Origin of the sequence: Lysobacter helvus, from assembly GCF_018406645.1 — a bacterium.
Classification (GTDB): domain Bacteria; phylum Pseudomonadota; class Gammaproteobacteria; order Xanthomonadales; family Xanthomonadaceae; genus Noviluteimonas; species Noviluteimonas caseinilytica.
Genome location: NZ_AP024546.1, coordinates 551,699 through 570,441 on the forward strand (window position 1 = coordinate 551,699; position 18,743 = coordinate 570,441).

17 protein-coding genes are annotated in these 18,743 nt (G+C 67.9%); 6 read left to right on the forward strand and 11 right to left on the reverse strand.

Annotated features, from left to right (window positions below; genetic code table 11):
• Positions 1-8 precede the first annotated feature (8 nt).
• Positions 9-563, forward strand: coding sequence for an NUDIX hydrolase (locus tag LYSHEL_RS02845; protein ID WP_213435517.1), 555 nt, complete (start codon positions 9-11; stop codon positions 561-563).
• On the opposite strand, the gene pip is transcribed toward LYSHEL_RS02845, so the two are convergent.
• From pip to LYSHEL_RS02885, 8 genes are all read right to left on the reverse strand, one after another.
• Positions 560-1,528 carry a prolyl aminopeptidase gene (pip, locus tag LYSHEL_RS02850; protein ID WP_213435518.1) on the reverse strand — a complete coding sequence of 323 codons (969 nt, stop codon included), beginning with the start codon at positions 1,526-1,528 and terminating at the stop codon, positions 560-562. The two genes, LYSHEL_RS02845 and pip, sit on opposite strands and share 4 nt — an antisense overlap.
• A 31-nt stretch (positions 1,529-1,559) precedes the next feature.
• On the reverse strand, positions 1,560-2,426 hold the full coding sequence (gene prmC, locus LYSHEL_RS02855; RefSeq protein ID WP_213435519.1) for a peptide chain release factor N(5)-glutamine methyltransferase: 867 nt from the start codon (positions 2,424-2,426) through the stop codon (positions 1,560-1,562).
• Between the two features lie 19 nt (positions 2,427-2,445).
• Positions 2,446-5,130: a M1 family metallopeptidase gene (locus LYSHEL_RS02860; protein WP_213435520.1), complete on the reverse strand. Its 2,685-nt coding sequence runs from the start codon at positions 5,128-5,130 to the stop codon at positions 2,446-2,448.
• Between the two features lie 99 nt (positions 5,131-5,229).
• Entirely contained in the window at positions 5,230-5,712 is a 483-nt protein-coding gene (locus LYSHEL_RS02865) for a GNAT family N-acetyltransferase (protein ID WP_213435521.1), read from the reverse strand.
• Between the two features lie 3 nt (positions 5,713-5,715).
• A complete protein-coding gene (locus tag LYSHEL_RS02870; protein WP_213435522.1) occupies positions 5,716-5,991 on the reverse strand; it encodes a type II toxin-antitoxin system TacA family antitoxin in 276 nt (91 codons plus the stop codon).
• A 127-nt stretch (positions 5,992-6,118) separates the two neighbouring features.
• The gene (locus LYSHEL_RS02875; RefSeq protein ID WP_213435523.1) at positions 6,119-9,058 is read right to left on the reverse strand and encodes a TonB-dependent receptor plug domain-containing protein; all 2,940 of its coding nucleotides are present in this window, start codon (positions 9,056-9,058) and stop codon (positions 6,119-6,121) included.
• A 220-nt stretch (positions 9,059-9,278) separates the two neighbouring features.
• Positions 9,279-9,812 (reverse strand): alkylhydroperoxidase, AhpD family, encoded by a 534-nt coding sequence (gene ahpD / locus LYSHEL_RS02880; protein WP_213435524.1) that lies wholly within the window; start codon positions 9,810-9,812, stop codon positions 9,279-9,281.
• Positions 9,813-9,959: 147 nt separating this feature from the next.
• Positions 9,960-10,496: a peroxiredoxin gene (locus LYSHEL_RS02885; protein ID WP_213435525.1), complete on the reverse strand. Its 537-nt coding sequence runs from the start codon at positions 10,494-10,496 to the stop codon at positions 9,960-9,962.
• 141 nt (positions 10,497-10,637) lie between these two features.
• On the opposite strand from LYSHEL_RS02885, the gene LYSHEL_RS02890 reads away from it, so the two are divergent.
• Both LYSHEL_RS02890 and LYSHEL_RS02895 read left to right on the forward strand, forming a co-directional pair.
• A complete protein-coding gene (locus LYSHEL_RS02890; RefSeq protein WP_213435526.1) occupies positions 10,638-11,603 on the forward strand; it encodes a LysR substrate-binding domain-containing protein in 966 nt (321 codons plus the stop codon).
• Positions 11,600-12,232 carry a hypothetical protein gene (locus LYSHEL_RS02895; RefSeq protein ID WP_213435527.1) on the forward strand — a complete coding sequence of 211 codons (633 nt, stop codon included), beginning with the start codon at positions 11,600-11,602 and terminating at the stop codon, positions 12,230-12,232. The genes LYSHEL_RS02890 and LYSHEL_RS02895 overlap by 4 nt, the downstream gene beginning before the upstream one ends.
• 15 nt (positions 12,233-12,247) lie before the next feature.
• On the opposite strand, the gene LYSHEL_RS02900 is transcribed toward LYSHEL_RS02895, so the two are convergent.
• The 3 genes from LYSHEL_RS02900 to LYSHEL_RS02910 are packed head-to-tail and all read right to left on the reverse strand — an operon-like array spanning position 12,248 to position 15,991.
• A complete protein-coding gene (locus tag LYSHEL_RS02900) occupies positions 12,248-13,150 on the reverse strand; it encodes a DMT family transporter (RefSeq protein WP_213435528.1) in 903 nt (300 codons plus the stop codon).
• The gene (locus tag LYSHEL_RS02905; RefSeq protein ID WP_213435529.1) at positions 13,143-13,799 is read right to left on the reverse strand and encodes a glutathione S-transferase family protein; all 657 of its coding nucleotides are present in this window, start codon (positions 13,797-13,799) and stop codon (positions 13,143-13,145) included. The genes LYSHEL_RS02900 and LYSHEL_RS02905 overlap by 8 nt, the downstream gene beginning before the upstream one ends.
• A 59-nt stretch (positions 13,800-13,858) precedes the next feature.
• On the reverse strand, positions 13,859-15,991 hold the full coding sequence (locus LYSHEL_RS02910) for a diguanylate cyclase (protein WP_213435530.1): 2,133 nt from the start codon (positions 15,989-15,991) through the stop codon (positions 13,859-13,861).
• A gap of 133 nt (positions 15,992-16,124) precedes the next feature.
• On the opposite strand from LYSHEL_RS02910, the gene LYSHEL_RS02915 reads away from it, so the two are divergent.
• The 3 genes from LYSHEL_RS02915 to LYSHEL_RS02925 are packed head-to-tail and all read left to right on the forward strand — an operon-like array spanning position 16,125 to position 18,738.
• A complete protein-coding gene (locus tag LYSHEL_RS02915; protein WP_213437537.1) occupies positions 16,125-17,879 on the forward strand; it encodes a glutamine--tRNA ligase/YqeY domain fusion protein in 1,755 nt (584 codons plus the stop codon).
• The gene (locus LYSHEL_RS02920) at positions 17,876-18,163 is read left to right on the forward strand and encodes a hypothetical protein (protein ID WP_213435531.1); all 288 of its coding nucleotides are present in this window, start codon (positions 17,876-17,878) and stop codon (positions 18,161-18,163) included. The genes LYSHEL_RS02915 and LYSHEL_RS02920 overlap by 4 nt, the downstream gene beginning before the upstream one ends.
• Complete coding sequence (locus tag LYSHEL_RS02925; protein WP_213435532.1) at positions 18,163-18,738, forward strand: nucleoside deaminase; 576 nt, start codon at positions 18,163-18,165, stop codon at positions 18,736-18,738. Before LYSHEL_RS02920 ends, LYSHEL_RS02925 begins: the two co-directional genes overlap by 1 nt.
• Positions 18,739-18,743 lie beyond the last annotated feature (5 nt).

Consider the following 18,743-nt stretch of genomic DNA (forward strand, 5'->3'; position numbering starts at 1 on the left):
ATCGGCGCATGAGCAAACCCCACGCGCACGACGATCACGAAGTCCTCTTCGAAGGCGACTGGCTCCGCCTGGTCCGCCGCGGCCATTGGGAATCGTGCGAACGCACGCACGGCAAGGGCATGGCGGTGATCATCGTCGCGTGCACGCCGGACGACGATGTGCTGTTCGTCGAGCAATACCGCGTGCCGCTCGGCTCGAAGACGATCGAGATGCCCGCGGGCCTCGTCGGCGACCAGTCGGAAGACGACACGCTCGAAGCCGCGGCCACGCGCGAACTGGAAGAAGAAACCGGCTGGCGTCCCGATCGCGTGCACGTGCTGATGACGGGCCCGACGTCGGCGGGCATGAGCAACGAGCGCATCGCGTTCGTGCGCGCCGAAGGCCTGGTGCGCACCGGCCCGGGCGGCGGCGTGGAAGGCGAAGACATCACGGTGCACGCGGTGCCGCGCAAGGACGCCCCGGCGTGGCTGGTGCAGAAGCAGCGCGAAGGCTACGAGCTCGACCTCAAGCTGTGGGCCGGCTTGTGGATGCTCGAACGCAACCCCGACGGCACGTCGCTTTAAGCGAACGAATCCGTCGCGCGCACCAGCGCGTCCACGTTCTCCGGCTCGAACGCCGAATGTCCCGACGTGGGCGTGATCACCAGCTCGCCCTTCGGCCACGCGCGCTTGAGGTCCCACGCATTGCGCATCGGGCACACCACGTCGTAGCGCCCGTGCACGATCACGCCCGGGATGTCGCCGATGCGATGCGCGTCGCGCAGCAACTGGTCTTCCACTTCGAAGAACCCGCCGTTGACGAAGTAGTGGTTCTCGATGCGCGCGAATGCCAGCGCGAACGCGGCATCCTCGTGCCCGCTGATGAAGTCCGGGTCCATGCGCAGGAAACTCGTCGCGCCTTCCCACACGCTCCACGCGCGCGCCGCGGCCAGGCGCACGGCTTCGTCGTCGCTCGTCAATCGGCGGTGGTATGCACTGATCAGGTCGTGGCGTTCCACCGGCGGGATCGCCTCGAGGTAGTGCTCCCACACGTCGGGGAACAGGCGCGAGGCGCCTTCCTGGTAGAACCATTCCAGTTCCCAGCGCCGCAGCATGAAGATGCCGCGCAGCACGAGTTCCGTCACGCGTTCGGGATGCTTCTGCGCGTACGCCAACGCGAGCGTCGAACCCCACGATCCGCCGAACACCTGCCAGCGATCGATGGACAATTTCGTGCGCAGTGCTTCGATGTCGGACACCAGGTGCCACGTGGTGTTGTCCACCAGGTCCGCGTGCGGCGTCGAACGGCCCGCGCCGCGCTGGTCGAACAGCACGATCCGGTACTTCGCCGGATCGTGGAAGCGCCGCATCTTGTCGCTGCACCCGCCGCCCGGCCCGCCGTGCAACATCACCACCGGCTTGCCCTGCGGGTTGCCGCACTGTTCGTAGTACAGGGTGTGGCGGCCATCGACCTTCAGCATGCCGGTGTCGTAGGCCGGCAGCTCCGGGTAGAGCGTGCGGAGGACAGGATCGCGGGGGGATTCGCGCATGGCCGTCGCCTGCGTCGGGGGGACGCGCAGTCTAGCCCAGCGCCGCGTCGTCGCCGGGCAGGCGGCCCGAGGTGACGCGGTCGCGCTGCTCGATGTCCTGCGAGGTTTCGACCCCGTGGAATCCGGCCGTGGCGAACAACGCACGCACCGCGCCGCCCTGGTCCTGGCCGTGTTCGAGCAACAGGATCCCGCCCGGCCGCAGGCAGGCGCGCGCACCGGCGAGGATGGCGCGGATCGCATCCAGGCCGTCGCGGCCGGAGGCGAGCGCGGATTCGGGTTCGTAACGCAGGGCTTCCAGGTGCAGGTCGCCCAGCGCGATGTAGGGCGGGTTGCTGGCGATCAGGTCGAACTGTTCGCCGCCCAGCGCCTCGCACCAGTCGCCGACGCGGAATTCCACCTGCGGCAGGCGCAGTTCGCGTGCGTTGGCGCGGGCGACATCGAGTGCGGCGACGCTCGCGTCCACGGCGACGATGTGCGCACGCGGGCGTTCGTACGCGAGGGCCAGCGCGATCGCACCGCTGCCCGTGCCGAGGTCGGCGATCGCGACATCGCGATCGCGCGGCAAGTGCGCGAGCGCGAGTTCGACGAGGAGTTCGGTTTCCGGCCGCGGCACCAGCGTGTCGGGCGTGACGTGCAATTCGAACCGCCAGAATCCCTTGCGGCCCGTGATGTACGCGAGCGGTTCGCCCGCGATGCGCCGCGCGAGCGCGGCTTCGAAACGTGCGGCGACGTCGGCGTCGAGCACGTCGTCCATGTGCGCGTAGAGGTAACTGCGCGACTTGCCCAGCACGTGCGCGAGCAACCACTCCGCATCCGCCGGTTGCTCGTGGGCGCGCTCCACCCGAGCGCGCGCATCGCGAAGGACTGCTTCGATGCGCGCGTCGGGGGGAGGCGTCATGCCGTCATCCTACGCCCATTCACTTCTTCGCAAACAGCGCCATGCCGGTGCGGGCCTGCTTCTGCGCCGCGCACAGGCGGACGGCTTCGGCGGTCTGCTTCAGTTCCAGCGGGCCGCCTTCGATCGTCTTCATGCGCGCGCCGAAACGCTGCTCCAGGTCGGCCGCGTCCTGGTCGCTGCACATCCCGGCCGAGTACAGGTTGACCAGCGCCGCGCCCGCCGGCGCCAGGCGCGCCTCGAGCTCGGTGAAGTGCGTGTCCACCCACTGGCGCAGGGCAGGACGCGTGGCGGGGTGTTCGGTCTGGCCGCCGACCACCGGGAAGATCTCGTTGCGGCGCAGGAGGCCTTGCTCGAACACCATCGCGCGCGCCTTCTCCACCAGCTTCGGGTCCTGCGCGCTGCCCATCGCACCGAGCAGCTGGGCGCGGATCACCGCATCCTGGCTGGCACGGAAGTGCTTGTCGGCGGCGTTGAAGGCATCCGCGCCGCCGTCTTCGACGGCCACGGCCAGCGCCACGCCGCGCAGGTCGCGCGACACGGCATCGGCGTGCAGCGCACCGTCGCCGCCCAGGCCCAGGACCATGCGGCCCTGCTTGGCGAGTTCGGCGCGGACCGCGGTGTCGTGCAGCGTGCCGGCGAAGAAGTTCACCAGCGTGGTGCGCAGCAGGCGATCGTCGTCGGCTTCGCCCTGCTTCGGCGTGAGCCCGAGCTGTTCCAGGCGCGGACGGTAGATCGACGCGACCTGCTTGCGGAACGCGGCGCGCTCGGCGTCGTTCTTCAGCAGGAATTCGTCCATCCAGCCGACCTGGCCCAGGCCCGCGGTGACGGTCTGGCGCACCGGCGCGTTGGCGAACTGCGGCAGCGTGGCCAGCAATTCGGACGGCTTGAGCTTGCCCGCGCCGTACGCGGACGTGACCGAATCGGCGTACACGCGCTGCTCGCGATCATCCAACTGCGCGAACGCCCCCGACAGCGACTGCTGGAACTTCGGCGCCAGCGCGAAGCGGTAGTAGCCCGCACCGTGCGCGTTCGGCATCACCCACGCCGGGCACGATTGCGCCTGCGTGAGTTCGAAGCGCGACGACGCGCCGGTGACGATGCCCTTCTGCTCGCGGATCGTGCCGTTGTCGGAATAGCGCACGCTCAGCGGGATGCCCCACGTCTGCGACGCATTCGCGGTGGAACCCAGCGGCAGGTAACGCTGCTGGTTGACCACCAGCGTCGGCTTGCCCGCGCCGCATTCGACGTCGATCGTCACGAACGGCACGCCCGGCTGGTCGATGAAGCTCTTGAACGCCGCGTCGACGGCGGCGGCATCGTTGCTCTGCGCCGCGACCGAGGCGATCAGGTCCGAACTCGTCGCGTTGCCGCGCGCGTGCGCCTTGATGTAGTTGCGGATGCCGGTGCGGAACTGGTCTTCGCCGACATAGCGCTCGAACATGCCGAGCACCGCGCCGCCCTTCTGGTAGGTGATGCCGTCGAACGCCGACTGGATGTCGGTGAAGTCCTTGATCGGCTCGTGCACGCGACGCGTGCTGGCCAGGCTGTCGGCGCCCATCGCGCCGATCGCGCCTTCCAGCAGGCCGCGGTCGGTGTGCGCTTCCGGACGCAGCTGGCCGTGGATCTTGTTGCCCATCCACGTGGCGAACGCTTCGTTCAACCACAGGTCGTCCCACCAGCGCATCGTGACCAGGTCGCCGAACCACTGGTGCGCCAGCTCGTGCGAGCTCGTGCCCCAGAAGCCCTGGCGCTCGCCCACCGACGAATTCTCATCGGGGAACATCAGGCGATCGCGGTACACGATGAGGCCCGCGTTCTCCATCGCGCCGGCCCAGAAGTCGGGCGCGGCGACGTTGTCGAGCTTGTCGAACGGATACGGCGTGGCGAAATAATCCTCCAGCGCCTTGACGATCACCGGGGTGTTTTCCAGCGAGTACTTCATGCGCGGGCCCTGCCCCTGCGCCGCGACGCCGCGCAGCTTGATGGGCGTGGTGCGCGCGCCGTTCGGGCCGATGTCCGGGCCCTGCTGCAGGTCCCACGGACCCACGGCGAAGGCGACGAGGTAGCTCGGCAACGCCTCGGTGCGGTTGAAGGTGACCTTCTTCCAGCCGCCCGGGAGCTTTTCGGTTTTTGCTTCGGCGGTGTTGGCGACCGCGGTTTCGCCTTCGGGAACGATCAGCGTGATGTCCCAGGGCTGCTTGAAGCTGGGTTCGTCGAACGACGGGAACGTGTGGCGCGCGCCCAGCGGTTCCATCTGCGTGATGACGTAGTCCTTGCCATCGGGCTTCACGCGGTACGCGCCCTGCAGTTCGCCGAACGGCGCTTCGTACGCGATCTCGAGCGTGACATCGCCCGCGGGGATCTTCGAGGCGGCGGCCAGCTTCAGCACGCCCGACACATCGGCTTCGCTCGGCGTCAGCGCGATGCGCTTGCCGCCCTTCAGCACGGCCTCGGCCTTCGCGATCTTCAGGCCCTGCCCGTGCATCCAGATCGTGTCGGTGGCTTCGGACACCTTCGCCTGGATCCGGGTGGTGCCGGTGAAGTTGGCCTGCTTCGGATCGAGCTTGAGTTCCAGCTGCACCAGCGACGGGACGACGGTGCGCGGCAGCGGACCCTTCGGGACATCGGTGTTGTCGGCGGCGTGGGCCAGACCGATGGCGGCCACCAGGGCCGTGGCGAGGAGACTGCGGCGCAGCAAGGTCATCGGGGAAGCTCCGTGGGCGAAACGGCCGAGCTTACGGGGGGCTTGCCCGAAGGACGCATGACGAAAGTCCTAGTTGCTGCGCGCCGTCGCCGATTTCCGCTAGGGGTCCTCCGCCCCCAGCGGCAGGTAAAGCGTCGATGCCGCCGCGCTCGTCCGACGGAACCCGTAGGCCAGATAGAAATCGACGGCCGGTTCCAGCGCATCCACGAGCATCACGCGCACGCCCAGGGTCGTTCGCATCTCCAGGCTACGGTGCACCGCGAAACCGAGGAGCAGTTCGCCCAGGCCTTTGCGCTGGTGTTCGCGTGCGATCGCCAGGCGACCCATGCGGACGGCTGGCACGGGATAGCGGGGCAACAGTGCGCGATCCGCGGGTTGGAGGTCGGCCAACTGGAGATGCGCGGCCGACAGCGAAAAATACCCAAGCACCGCTCGACGCTGCGCCAACACGTGCGTGGTGGCGATGCCGTTGCAGTGGTTCGTCCAGGCGTAGTGCTGCAGGTAACGATCGAGCGATGGTTCGCCGCTCGCAAAGGCGGCGAGGTCGTGACGCTCCGGATCAAGCAGACCGAGCGTCGGCACGCCTCATCGCCCCGTGCGCGCCAGTGCGCGCGCGAGCTTTTCGTTCGGCGCGAAGGGCGCATCCAGCGCGGCCATGAACCGCCTGGTCTGTTCGGCATCGAGTTGCGACGCGGCGTGCGCGGCGAGGATGGCGTCCGCCTCGCGAAGCATGATTTCCCGGATGAACACGGAAACCTGCTGTCCCTTGAGCGCTGCGGCGGACTGGATTCTTTGCTTTTCCATGGGATTGAGCCGCAGGTCGAATCGACCTGCCTTGGCGTCGTTGGGGGTCGGCTTCATGGGATGTCTCCTGTACGGCGATCTTCCGTACGGAGCGCATTTTGCTGACCTGGCGGGTGGGGTGTCAAACGTAAACACCGAGGGCGCCCGCGACTGGGGCGCCCTCGGCGAAACCACGCACGTCGGATCAGAACTTCTGCTGGTACTGCACGTAGACGAAGCGGCCGATGTCGAAGCCGCCGTAATACGGGAAGCTGCTGTTCGGCTTGGAGTACAGCATCGGGCCGACCTTCTCGAAGACGTTGTTCACGCCCAGCGAGACGGTGGACGACCACGGGGTGGCGTAACGGAACTGCACGTCATTGAAGGTGTTGGAGCCGACTTTGTTGCGCGGGGTGACCTTGCCGTTGGTGTACGGGGCCTGGAACAGTGGATCGCTGCACTCGGCCGTGTAGGTGCACGCTTCGGTGATCGACGAGTAGTGGCGCAGGCCCCAGCGCACGCCGTAGTTGCCCATGCTCCAGTCCGCCGAGAGGTTGGAACGCATGCGGAACGTGCCCGCCGTGCCCGCGTACTGCACCGGCACGGATGCGCTGTTCGTGGACTTCTGCTCGTAGTAGTCGACGTACGTCGTATCCCAGGTGAAACCCAGACGGCCCCAGCGCTGCTCCGGCAGGTGATACGTGGCCAGCAGGTCGTAGCCGGCGGTTTCCACGTAGCCCAGGTTGACGAGCGCGAAGTCGAGCGTGGATATCGCACCGGTCGTCGGATTGCGCGTGAACTTGCTGCAGCGCTCTGCGATCCCACGCACGTAGCAATCGTCGAGGATTTCGTTCGGCGCGTCGGTGACAATCGCGTCATCCACGCGCACCTTCCACCAATCCAGGCCGATGCTCAGGCCATCGACCTGCTGGGGGCTGTAGACGAAGCCCACGGTCATGTTGCGCGACAGTTCCGGCTGAAGGTTCGGGTTGGAGCCGGAAAGGAACGGCACGTTGGACTGCGAGTTCGGACCGTCCGCTGGAACGCCACCGGACATTTCCTGACGGAATCCCGGCGGGACGACGGCCGTGCAGGCAGGCGAGGTACTTGCGGGACCGAACGACGTGTCGCAAGGATCGGTGTAGTCCTCGAACGATTGATTCTGCGGCCCGTAGAGGTCATCGATCGTTGGCGCGCGAAAGCCTTGGCCCCAAGTACCGCGCACCAGCAGGTCCGCGATCGGGCGCCACTCAACGCTCGCCTTACTTCGCGTGGTCGAGCCAAAGGTGCTGTAGTTCGAATAGCGCGACGCAAGATTCAACGCGAGCGCATTGGCGAACGGCTTGTCGCGGAGCAACGGGATGTTCACTTCGGCGTAGAGCTCGTCGAGATGATACTGACCGCCGCTGTTGCCCGAACCCAGGTCCGTCGACAAACGCGACTGGCGCAGCGCATCGGGCGAGAAGAAGCCCTTCTCCTGGCGATGCTCGTAGCCAGCCGCGAAACCAAGTTCACCCGCATCAAGTTCAGCGAGTACGCCGGAAACGTTCGCGAAAATCGAATTCGTTTCGGTCTCGCCAACGTCGTGACCGATGGGAAACAAGAACTTCTGCAGTTCAGGATCAGACAGCGATCCGGCGGCATCGCTGCCGTACGGCGCGAGCGGATTCCATGGAATGCACTGACCGTTGCCGAAGTCGGAACCATAGGCGATCGGCTTGGCCGCGGAACCGCACTCGTAACGGTTGGTAGCTACGTTGAACCACGACGCTCCCGCGGCCTTCTGCGCGGCCGGCAAGAACAGGTTGCCCGTCCCGTCCTTCACCGTTCGGAACTGGCTCTGGAAGGCACCGGCCTCCCAGTCCCACGGCAGACCGCCGAGATCGAACGGTTGCGAAAGTTTCGCACCGATGCGATAGGTGGTTGCCTTGTTCATCGTCACGCGCGGCACTTCCCACGTACGGCGGAAGTACTCGGTCTTCTGGCCGGGCAAGGGATTGAACGCGCTGTCTGGGGCAAGGCGCGGATCCCAGTCGCGCCACAGGGGATCGTTCGGGGACGGGTCTGCGACTGGGCCTCCGGAACGGAACGGATAGCCTGCGATCTGCTGCATCGTGTCACGCTGGTTGTACAGCGCATCAACGTGGAGCGTGAGGGAATCGGTCAACTTACGTCCTGCATCCAGGTACAGCGCACGACGTTCCTGACCTGTTTGCAGTGTCATCTGCGCATTGGGATTGGAACTATCGGTCGCGCCGACGTACGGCCTGAAATCCGCGAAGTCCGCAGGATTGCCGCCATCCTTCAACGTGTAGCGGTCATAGACGACCTTGCCGTCTGTGGTGGTTCGCGGAACGAACAGCACGCCCTTCTCCGTGATCGAGCTGCGCCCATCCAACGGATGCAACGGCCCGTTGCCGCTGGCGCTGTACTCCCGGTCCTTCGCCCACACCGGATCTTCCTTCGCGTACTGCATCGACGCCGTCAGCCACCCGAGGTCGCTCGTGAGGCCGAACGTTGCGTCGTACGTCTGTTTCTTGCCATCGCCTTCGTCGAACTGGCCGAAGTACACGTTGGCTTCCGCGCCCTCGACGTTGCGGCGCGTGATGATGTTGACGACGCCGGCGATCGCATCGGAGCCGTAGTTCGCCGAACCGCCATCCTTCAGCACCTCGATCCGCTCCACCGCCGACGTCGGGATCTGGCTCACGTCCGCGAGGCCGCCGGTGGTCACGCCCAGGCGCTGCCCGTTGACCAGGACCAGCGTGCGCGCGGCGCCGAGGTTGCGGATGTCGACGTACGAGCCGCCGACCGCTTCGCCCGACGACAACGCATCCGCGCGGCTGATCGCCGGCGAACCCATCACCACGAGGTTCTGCAGCACGTCGGCGACGGACTGCACGCCGCTGCGTTCCATGTCCTGGCGCGTCAGCACGGTCACGGGCTGCACGGTTTCCACGTCCACCGCGCGCGAAATGCGCGAGCCGGTCACGGTGATGCGATCAAGGGTGGTGGGCGCTGGCGCCGCGCCTGCATCGCCGGCCGCATCGGCGACGTCCTGGGCCTGCAACGGCAACGCCACCGCCGCGATGGCGCCCGCAAACAACGCGCGACGAATCGCGTCGCGCAACAAGGTCCTGCTCATTCGTGCTGACTCCGGTCTGGGAAATGAAATCCGCGTGCTTAAAAAAGCGTTAGCGGTGACCGGGGACGTTAACGACGCGCCTCACGTGCAAATAGCTGCGAATTGCGCACATTTGCGCCGAGCATTCGCAGGGTGGAAAGGAAACCTCCGATATAAAAAACCCGCCGCGTCCGAAAGACGGCGGCGGGCTTTCATCAAGCGCGCAACGATTCGAAGGCGCTCAGGCCGCGGATTGCTCCAGCGTCACCGCCACCGCATGCACCACGGCGGCGATCTTCAGTGCGCTCTGCACGCCCTGCGCGCTCACGTCGTGCTGGCGCAGCGTGCGCTCGTGCGAATCCATGCACGCGCCGCAGCCATTGATGGCCGACACCGCGAGCGACGCCAGTTCGAACGTCATCTTGTCGACGCCCGGGCTGCTCATCACGTTCATGCGCAGGCCGGCGCGCATCGTGCCGTATTCGTCGTTGTGGATCAGGTGCGTGGCGCGGTAATAGATGTTGTTCATCGCCATGATCGCGGCCGCGGCGCGCGCACCGTTCATTTCTTCCGGCGACAGCTGTTCGGCGGCGAAGCCTTCGATGCCGGCCACCAGCGGGGCGTGGCGCGCGGCGATCGCGCAGGCCAGCGCGATCACGCGGATCTGCTTCGCATCCAGGCCCGCGGCGCCGGTCTCGCTCAGCACCGAGTCGAGGTTGAGCTTGAGGTCCTTCGCGTAGTCGGGCAGCGCATTGCGCAAGTCCTGCAGGTTCATTCGAAACTCCTTGGGATTCGGGCCCCTGAAAAAATCGTGGCCGGGAAAGACCCGGCCACGAGGGCTCCGCGCTGAGGGGAGGGAGCGGATCTCGCGGAGGGGGACGGCGAGTCGCAGGCGCGGAACGAAATGGAACGTGTGGGTGGCTTAGGCGACCTTCAACGTCTGCTCGCCCTTGTGCCAGTTGCACGGGCACAGCTCGTCGGTCTGCAGCGCATCGAGGACGCGCAGCACTTCCTCCGGGTTGCGGCCGACGGAACCGGCGGTCACGTACACGAACTGGATCTCGCCGTTCGGATCGACGATGAACGTCGCGCGCTGCGCCACGCCGTCGCTGCCGAGGATGCCCAGCGCCGAGGTGAGCTCGCGCTTGATGTCGGCCAGCATCGGGAACGGCAGGCTGTTGAGGTCCTTGTGGTGCGTGCGCCAGGCGTGGTGCACGAACTCGCTGTCGGTCGAGCCGGTCAGCAGCTGCGCGTCGCGGTCCTTGAAGGCCTGGTCGAGCTTGGCGAAGCCGGTGATCTCGGTCGGGCAGACGAAGGTGAAGTCCTTCGGATAGAAGAACACCACGAGCCACTTGCCCTTGTAGGTCTCGTTGGTGATGTCGACGAACGCGTTGTTCAGGTCGTTCGAGACGGTGGCCTTGAGGTTGAACTGGGGAAACTTGTCGCCGACGGTCAGCATCGAGGAGCTCCTTGCAGGGGGGATCGGGAAGGGTCGCGCCGGGGTCGTTGCCCGGCGATGAGGAGGAAGTCTGGTCCTCGCGCGGGGATGCAGCAAGTCGATTGTTTTGATCCAGCCCATAGGAGTAGGCTATCGCCGGCCATGAACCTCCGCGACCTCCGCTACTTCGTCGCCCTCGCCGACCACAAGCATTTCGGCCGCGCCGCCGCGGCCAGCTTCGTCAGCCAGCCCACCCTGTCCACGCAGATCCGCAAGCTCGAGGAAGAGTTGGGCGTCGCGCTGGTCGAACGGGCCCCGCGCAAGGTGATGCTCACCCCCGCCGGCCGCGACATCGCCGAACGCGCGCGCCGCATCGTCGGCGAGGTGGAACAGATGCGCGAAGCCGCGCGGCGTTCGCAGGATCCCGAAGCCGGCACCGTGCGCCTGGGCCTGTTCCCCACGCTCGGCCCGTACCTGTTGCCGCATGTCGTGCCCGGCATCCGCGCGCGTTTCCCGAAGCTCGAGTTGCTGCTGGTCGAGGAAAAGAGCGACGTCATCCTGTCGCGCCTGCGCGAAGGCAGGCTCGACGCCGGCCTGCTCGCGCTGCCGATCCACGACGACCAGCTGCACGCCGAATTCCTGTTCGAAGAACCCTTCCTGCTTGCCGTACCCGAATCGCATCCCTTCGCGAAGCGCGATTCGCTGTCGATCAAGGACCTGGCCGACCAGCGCCTGCTGCTGCTGGAAGACGGCCACTGCCTGCGCGACCAGGCGCTCGACGTGTGCCAGCTCGCGGGCGCCGGCGAAATGCGCGACTTCCAGGCAACGAGCCTGGAAACGCTGCGGCAGATGGTGGCGGCCGACGTCGGCATCACGCTGCTGCCGACGCTCGCGGTGAAGCCACCGGTCGCGCGCTCCAACGACATCCATCTGCTCGGCTTCCGTGATTCGCATCCGAGCCGGCAGATCGCGATGGTGTGGCGGCGCAGTTCGGCGATGGCGGAATTCCTGCAGAAACTCGCGAGCGTGTTCCGCGCGTTGCCGGAAGAACTGTTCACGCCGACGGCGGACTTCAACAAGCTCCCCGCGCCCGCCGCGAAGGCGAAGAAGACGGGCAAGCGCGCATGAGCCTGCGCACGTTGCTGCTCATCGGCGTGCTCGCGGTGTTCGGCGCGTGGTGGTTCTCGCGACCCTCCGAGGCGCCCGCGCCCATCGATGGCGCCAGCGTGCAATGCCCGCAACCGCCGCACGTGATCGCCGGCGAAGCGCCTCTGCAATCGCCGGTGCCCGCCGGATTCGACGAGATCCGCCTGCAGCCCGCCACGCTGCATCCGCTGGCCGGTTTCAGCCTCGATGCGCGCGTGTTGTCGCGCGAGGACTATTCGATGGGCCGCGAAGCCGACCTCTCGCCCACCGACCTCGCGTTGGGCTGGGGCCGCATGCGCGACGACGCCGTGCTCGACAAGCTCGACATCTCGCAATCGGGCCGCTGGTACCACTATCGCTGGCGCGACAACCCGCCCATCGCGCCGGCCGAGATCATCCGCTCCAGCGCCAACATGCACATGATCCCCGCCGACGCGGCCGCCGCGGCGCAACTCAAGCGCGTGCGCGAAGGCGATCGCGTGCGCATCGACGGATGGCTCGTGCAGGCGCAGGCGCCGGACGGCTGGCACTGGAGCAGTTCGTTGTCGCGCGAAGACAGCGGCAACGGCGCGTGCGAACTGGTGTACGTGTGTTCGATCGTGCGCGAGTGATATGCGCAGCGTGATTCAGGCTTCTCGGCGCGCCCCGCGCGTCAGCCCCAGGAAGATGCCCGCCAGCGACAACGCCAATCCCACCATGCCCGCCGCATCGAGCCGCGTGCCGAACAACGTCGCGTCCCACACGTAGGCCAGCAACGGCTGCAGCAACAGGCACAACCCGAGCGCCCCGGCGGACAAGCGCGGCATCGCGCGCCCGATCACCAGCCAGCCGCACACCTGCGCGATGAACGCGTACGCCAGCAGCGACGCCCAATCGGTCGCGCCGTGCGGCGACAAGCCTTCGCCGCCCACGAGCGCCATCGGCAACAAGAGCAGCGACGTGCCCACGCACATCCACCACAGCAGCGCTTCGTTCCCCGCTTCGCCGCGCAAGGCCTGCGCGCGCCGGAAACACAACAGGAACCCCGCATACGCGGCCGCGGTGCCCAGCCCGAACCCGATGCCCACGCGGAAGCGCGCATCGAACCCGCCCCACCCCGGCACCAGCATCAGCGCCAGCCCCGCGATCGCGAGCAGCAACCCGACCCACAACCGCCAGCCGCCGCGTTCGCGCAACACGAGCGCGCCGTAGGCCGCGAGCACGAATACCTGGAAGTTGCCAAGCAGCGTGGCCATGCCCACGCCGACGTACAGGATGCTCCGGTGCCACATCCACAGGTCGAGCGCGAAGAACACCGCCGCCACGCCGACCAGCAGCGCCACGCGCGACGACATCCCGGTCCAGCGCGCGCGCAGCGCGAACGGCAGCAACATCCCCGCCGCCAGCGCCATGCGCCAGAACGCCGACACCGTCGGCCCGACGTGCACCCACTTCACGAACACCGCCGAGGTGCTGATCAGCACCGCGCCGAGCAGCATCGTGGCGAGCGCGCCCCGTGCGTCGTGGTGGACGCGCGCGGCTTCAGGCACGCGCGTGGTCCGGGTTTTCCAGGGCTTCGACTTCGGCGTCCGCATCCGCGCGCCAGGCTTGCCACGCCGGAAGTGCCTGGATTGCATTCGCGAAGGCTTGCGCGGTGTCGTCCATCGGCACGCCGTAGGACAGGAAGCGCGACACCACCGGCGCGAACATCGCATCGACGATACCGAATTCGCCGCACAGGAAATCGCCGCCCTGCCCGTGCCACGCGCGCAGGTCGCGCCAGAGTTGCTGGACGCGGGCGATGTCGGCGTCGGCCGCCGCGTCCCAGCAGTAATCGTCCGGCGTGCGCCGCATGTTCATCGGGCACTGCTTGCGCAGCGCGGCGAAGCCCGAATGCATCTCCGCCACCGCTGCGCGGGCGTGCGCGCGCACCGCGATGTCCGCCGGCCAGCCGCGGCCGTCGAGGTAGCGTTCGTTGATGTATTCGCAGATCGCGAGCGAGTCCCACACCATCAGGTCGCCGTCGCGCAGTGCCGGCACGCGGCCATTCGGCGTCCACGGCGCGATCTGCGCCAGGAACTCCGGCGTATCCAGCAGCACGCCCACTTCCTGGAACGGAATGCCGAAGTGCCGCAGCAGCAGCCAGGGGCGCAGCGACCAGGAGGAGAGATTCTTGTTGCCGATGACGAGGGTGAGCATGGTGGAGGCAAGCGTCGACGTGGGACGCAAAGCCTAGCCGAAGACGCCGCCCGCGCGACCTACGTGAACACCGCCGGCGCCACGTTCACCCGGTTCCGGCCGCTGCGCTTGGCCGCGTACAAGGCTTGGTCGGCGCGCGACACCGCGGCCGCCGGATCGCTTTCGCGCGCCAGCCGCGTCGCCACGCCCACGCTCACCGTCAGGCGGATCGGCTTGTCTTCGTATTCCAGGCGCACCAGTTCCACCGCCGCGCGGATGCGCTCGCCCAGCTGGCGCGCGTCGTCGCCGTTGCGCCCGGGCAGCACGATCACGAATTCCTCGCCGCCGTAACGGCCCAGCAGGTCCGAGGGCTGCAACTGCCGACGCAGCACCTCCGAGATCTGCCGCAGGCACGCATCGCCCGCGGCGTGCCCGTGCGTGTCGTTGATCGACTTGAAGTGGTCGATGTCCACGAACAGCACCGACAGCAACCCATCCTCGCGATGCGCTTCGCTGAAGCACCGCGACAACCACAGGTCGATCGTGCGCCGGTTGAACGTGCCGGTCAGCGCATCCAGTTCCGCCGACTTGCGCAGGGTCAGCGCGGCGGCGGCTTCGTCCGCGTGCTGCACGGCCAGGCGCCCGAAGTCGGTGACCAGCGCCAGTTCTTCATCGCTGAAGCTGGAGCCGTCCGCGCGCCGCAGCAACAACACGCCCCAGCCCGGCGCGCGGATCGGCAGCGGCACCACCGCGTGCGACAGGTGCAGCGCATCGCCGTTGCCGAGTTGCAGTTGCACCGGCGCCTGCGTGCGCGCCAGGCCTTTCATCATGCCCAGGCGCGAGGACAGCAGGTCCGTGTAATGCGGCTTGCTCGAAATCGGTTCGGCGAGCAGCAGGTCGAAGCCGTGGAAGCCGTACGCCACCAGCGCCGCCGATTCCAGTTGCAGCAGCGGCAGCAGGCGTTCGAACACGCTGCGGAACGCGGCCCATTCCAGGTCGCCGGGCGGCAGTTCGCGCAGGCGGCGCTGGAGTTGCTGCACCAGGTCCACGCGCGCCGCTTCGCGTTCCAGGCGGCGTTCGCTGTCGCCGCGCGCGAGGCGTTCGCGGTCGCGTTCGTCGCGCACGTGCGCGATGCGCCCGATCATCCCGATCGTCACCAGCAGCACGCACGCCAGCAGCGCGAGCTGCATCCCCGAGCGCACCCAGAACCCCGACAGCACCATCGGCGCCCACGCGCGCAGCAGGCACGCGCCGGCGAGCACCAGCACGATGGTGAACACCGACGGGCTGTTCCAGATGCGATGGCGCACCGCGATGAACGTGGCCGCCACGCCGTAGGCCAGGGTCAGCGCGCCGGCGATGAGCACCGCCCAGTCGAGGATCGGCACCAGCGCGTCGAGGCGCACCAGCGCCACCGCGGCCAGGCCAAGGGTTGCGAAGCGCAACGAATCGCCGAGCCGCGCCAGCTTCGGCGAGGTATCGGCCAGGGCCGCGTAATGCTGCGCGAGCCAGGCCGCCGCTGCGCAATGCAGCATCGCCAGGGCCCAGATCCCCTGCACGCCCCACAACGCGATCCACGACGCCCATGGCCACGCATACGCATGCCCGCTGAGCGCGGCGAGCCACGCCAGCGCGCTGGCCCCGAAGGCAAGCAACGACAGGTACACGCGATCGCGCACCGCCGCGAACAACGACAGCGCCACGATCGCCAGCATCAGCAGCCCGGCGTAGGTCGCCCCCGACATCACCGCCCAGCGCTCGCGCGCCTGCGCCACCACGGTGTCGGTGCGCACCTGCGGACGCAGGGTCACCGGGGCGCGGGAGCGCACCAGCAGGTCGATGCCGGTCTTGTTGGCGTCGGCCGGGAGGTCGAAGACGAAGCCGGAGGGAAACGCCGGGCCCTCGGCCTCGGGCTTGAAGAAGCCTTGCGAGGCCGAGCGCCAGGCCCCCTGTTCGATCCACACCTCGTCGACCGGGGCGCGTTGCACCCACAACGAGGCGCCGGAATCGGCCGCGGTCGGCACCGCCAGGCGGATGCGCACCGGGATCCGCGAGGCGGGGACGTGGAGGGCTTCCCCCTCCGGAATGCGGGACGGCGCCGGCCGCTGCGCCACGGCAGCGGCCAGCAACGGCGAGAGCAGCAGCGCGGCGAAGAGGCAGAACCCCGTCGCCCGTTGCCATGCGCCCGCCCAGTCCCCCTGGCCGTCCCGCATCCGACCCTCCCCGCATTACTGTGGTGACTATCACGCAACTTCCGTGCCAGAGAACGCATTCCCGCGCCGCAACAGGCCGCTCGGCTAAACTCGCGGCCCGAAATCGCCATCGCAGCGCACCCCCACCGTGTCCATCCAGCACTCCGTTCCGGGCGACACCGTCGCCGACGACGCCACCCCCGTCCGGCAGGACTTCATCCGCCAGATCGTCCGCGACGATCTGGCCGCCGGCCGCCAGCAGGCGATCAAGACGCGCTTCCCGCCGGAGCCCAACGGGTACCTCCATATCGGCCACACCCGGGCGATCTGGACCGACTTCGGCATCGCCGCGGAATTCGGCGGCGTGTGCAACCTGCGCCTGGACGACACCAACCCGGCGAAGGAAGACCCCGAATACGTCGCCGCCATCCAGGACGACGTGCGCTGGCTCGGCTACGACTGGCACGACCTGCGCCACGCCTCCGATTACTTCGACGTGCTGTACCTGGCCGGCGAAAAACTGATCAAGCAGGGCGACGCCTTCGTCTGCGACCTCACGGCCGAACAGGTGCGCGAGTACCGCGGCACGCTGACCGAGCCGGGCCGCAATTCGCCGTACCGCGATCGCAGCGTGGAGGAAAACCTGGACCTGTTCCGCCGCATGCGCGCGGGCGAGTTCCCGGACGGCGCGCGCACCCTGCGCGCCAAGATCGACATGGGCAGCGGCAACATCAACCTGCGCGACCCCGCGCTGTACCGCATCAAGCACGTCACGCACCAGAACACCGGCGATGCCTGGCCGATCTACCCGATGTACGACTACGCGCATTCGCTGAGCGACGCGGTCGAAGGCATCACGCATTCGCTGTGCACGCTGGAGTTCGAAGACCATCGCCCGCTGTACGACTGGTGCGTGGACAAGGTGGACCTGGCGCACCACCCGGAACTCGTTGCACCCCTGCAGGCCAAGGGTTTGCCGTTCGAAGCGAGCAAGCCGCGCCAGATCGAATTCTCGCGCCTCAACATCAACTACACGGTGATGAGCAAGCGCAAGCTGATGGCGCTGGTGCAGGAAAACCTGGTCGATGGCTGGGACGATCCGCGCATGCCGAGCCTGCAGGGCATCCGCCGCCGCGGCTACACGCCGGGTGCGCTGAAGTTGTTCGTCTCGCGCCTCGGCTTGTCGAAGCAGAACTCGATGATCGACTTCTCGGTGCTCGAGAACACGCTGCGCGAAGACCTCGACGCCGCCGCGCCGCGCCGCATGGCGGTGCTCTCGCCGCTGAAGTTCGTGCTCACCAATTTGCCGGAGGGTCACGAAGAATCGTTGCGCTTCTCCAACCATCCGAAGGATGCGTCCTTCGGCGAGCGCGACATCCCGTTCTCGCGCGAGTTGTGGATCGAGCGCGACGACTTCGCAGAAGTCCCGCCGAAGGGCTGGAAGCGCCTGGTCCCCGGCGGCGACGTGCGCCTGCGCGGCGCGGGCATCGTGCGCTGCGATGAAGTCATCAGGGACGCGAACGGCGAGATCGTCGAACTGCGCGGCACGCTCGATCCCGAGTCGCGCCCCGGCATGGCCGGCGCCGACCGCAAGGTGAAGGGCACGATCCACTGGGTCAGCGCGCAGCACGCGGTGCCGGCGGAAGTGCGCCTGTACGACCGCCTGTTCTCGGTGGCCGATCCCGACGACGACGCCGACGGCAAGACCTACCGCGACCACCTCAACCCGGCCTCCCGCACCACCGTGCAGGGCTGGGTGGAACCGGCCGCCGCGACCGCTGCGCCGGAGCAGAGCTTCCAGTTCGAGCGCATCGGGTATTTCGTGGCGGACCGCAAGGACCACCGCGCGGACAAGCCGGTTTTCAACCGCAGCGTGACGCTGCGCGACACATGGAGTGCAGGGGCATGACGCTGCCGGGCATGCAGGTGCGGGGAATCCTGGTCGCGTGTTGCACTGCGGCGATCCTGGTCGCGTGCGCGCCCGTCGACAGCCAGACGCCGTCCCGGCCGCAGCCCGCCGTCCCCGTCCAGCCCGGTCCCACGTGCCGCGTGGATGCCGATTGCGCGGTGGACACGCACTGCACCGCCCTCCCCGGCGGCTGCCGCTGCGCCAACGGGCATTGCATCGCGCCGCGCGCCGCGGTGGACCCGGTGATCGATCCGGCGCCCGCGCCGACGGCGACGGTGCGCTGATGCTGTATGCGCAGGTCCACCTCACCCTGCCCGCGTGGGTGCACGACGCGGTCGACACCACGCGCGTGTATGCGCGCGACGAAGACAAGGTGGCGCTCGCGATCGACCTGTCGCGCCGCAACATCGAAGCGAACAGCGGCGGTCCGTTCGGCGCTGCGGTGTTCGGGCCGGACGATCGCGTGGTCGCGGTCGGCGTCAATCGCGTGCTGCCGCACAGCTGTTCGCTCGCGCACGCCGAAACGATGGCGTACATGCTCGCGCAGCAACGCCTGCAGCGCGCGCGCCTCAACGAATCCGCACCGGGCCAGGGCGCCGGCCCGATGGTGCTGGCCACCTCCGCGCAACCGTGCTGCCAGTGCTACGGCGCGACGTTCTGGGCGGGCGTGGATGCCTTGCTGATCGGCGCGCGCGCCGAAGACGTGATGCGCCTGACCGAATTCGACGAAGGCCCGCTGCCCGCCGACTGGGTGGGCGAACTGGAACGCCGCGGCATCGCGGTGACGCGCGACCTGCACCGCGACGCCGCGTGCGATGTCCTGCGCACGTACGGCGAGCGCGGCGGCACCTTCTATTGAGCACG

Coding starts and splice junctions, on each gene's coding strand:
- ahpD (WP_213435524.1), bottom strand. CDS start 9,812: ATGAACCTGCAGGACTTGCGCAATGCGCTGCCCGACTACGCGAAGGAC.
- LYSHEL_RS02920 (WP_213435531.1), top strand. CDS start 17,876: ATGACGCTGCCGGGCATGCAGGTGCGGGGAATCCTGGTCGCGTGTTGC.
- LYSHEL_RS02845 (WP_213435517.1), top strand. CDS start 9: ATGAGCAAACCCCACGCGCACGACGATCACGAAGTCCTCTTCGAAGGC.
- LYSHEL_RS02905 (WP_213435529.1), bottom strand. CDS start 13,799: ATGCTCACCCTCGTCATCGGCAACAAGAATCTCTCCTCCTGGTCGCTG.
- prmC (WP_213435519.1), bottom strand. CDS start 2,426: ATGACGCCTCCCCCCGACGCGCGCATCGAAGCAGTCCTTCGCGATGCG.
- LYSHEL_RS02875 (WP_213435523.1), bottom strand. CDS start 9,058: ATGAGCAGGACCTTGTTGCGCGACGCGATTCGTCGCGCGTTGTTTGCG.
- LYSHEL_RS02860 (WP_213435520.1), bottom strand. CDS start 5,130: ATGACCTTGCTGCGCCGCAGTCTCCTCGCCACGGCCCTGGTGGCCGCC.
- LYSHEL_RS02870 (WP_213435522.1), bottom strand. CDS start 5,991: ATGAAGCCGACCCCCAACGACGCCAAGGCAGGTCGATTCGACCTGCGG.
- LYSHEL_RS02910 (WP_213435530.1), bottom strand. CDS start 15,991: ATGCGGGACGGCCAGGGGGACTGGGCGGGCGCATGGCAACGGGCGACG.
- LYSHEL_RS02925 (WP_213435532.1), top strand. CDS start 18,163: ATGCTGTATGCGCAGGTCCACCTCACCCTGCCCGCGTGGGTGCACGAC.
- LYSHEL_RS02885 (WP_213435525.1), bottom strand. CDS start 10,496: ATGCTGACCGTCGGCGACAAGTTTCCCCAGTTCAACCTCAAGGCCACC.
- LYSHEL_RS02890 (WP_213435526.1), top strand. CDS start 10,638: ATGAACCTCCGCGACCTCCGCTACTTCGTCGCCCTCGCCGACCACAAG.
- LYSHEL_RS02895 (WP_213435527.1), top strand. CDS start 11,600: ATGAGCCTGCGCACGTTGCTGCTCATCGGCGTGCTCGCGGTGTTCGGC.
- pip (WP_213435518.1), bottom strand. CDS start 1,528: ATGCGCGAATCCCCCCGCGATCCTGTCCTCCGCACGCTCTACCCGGAG.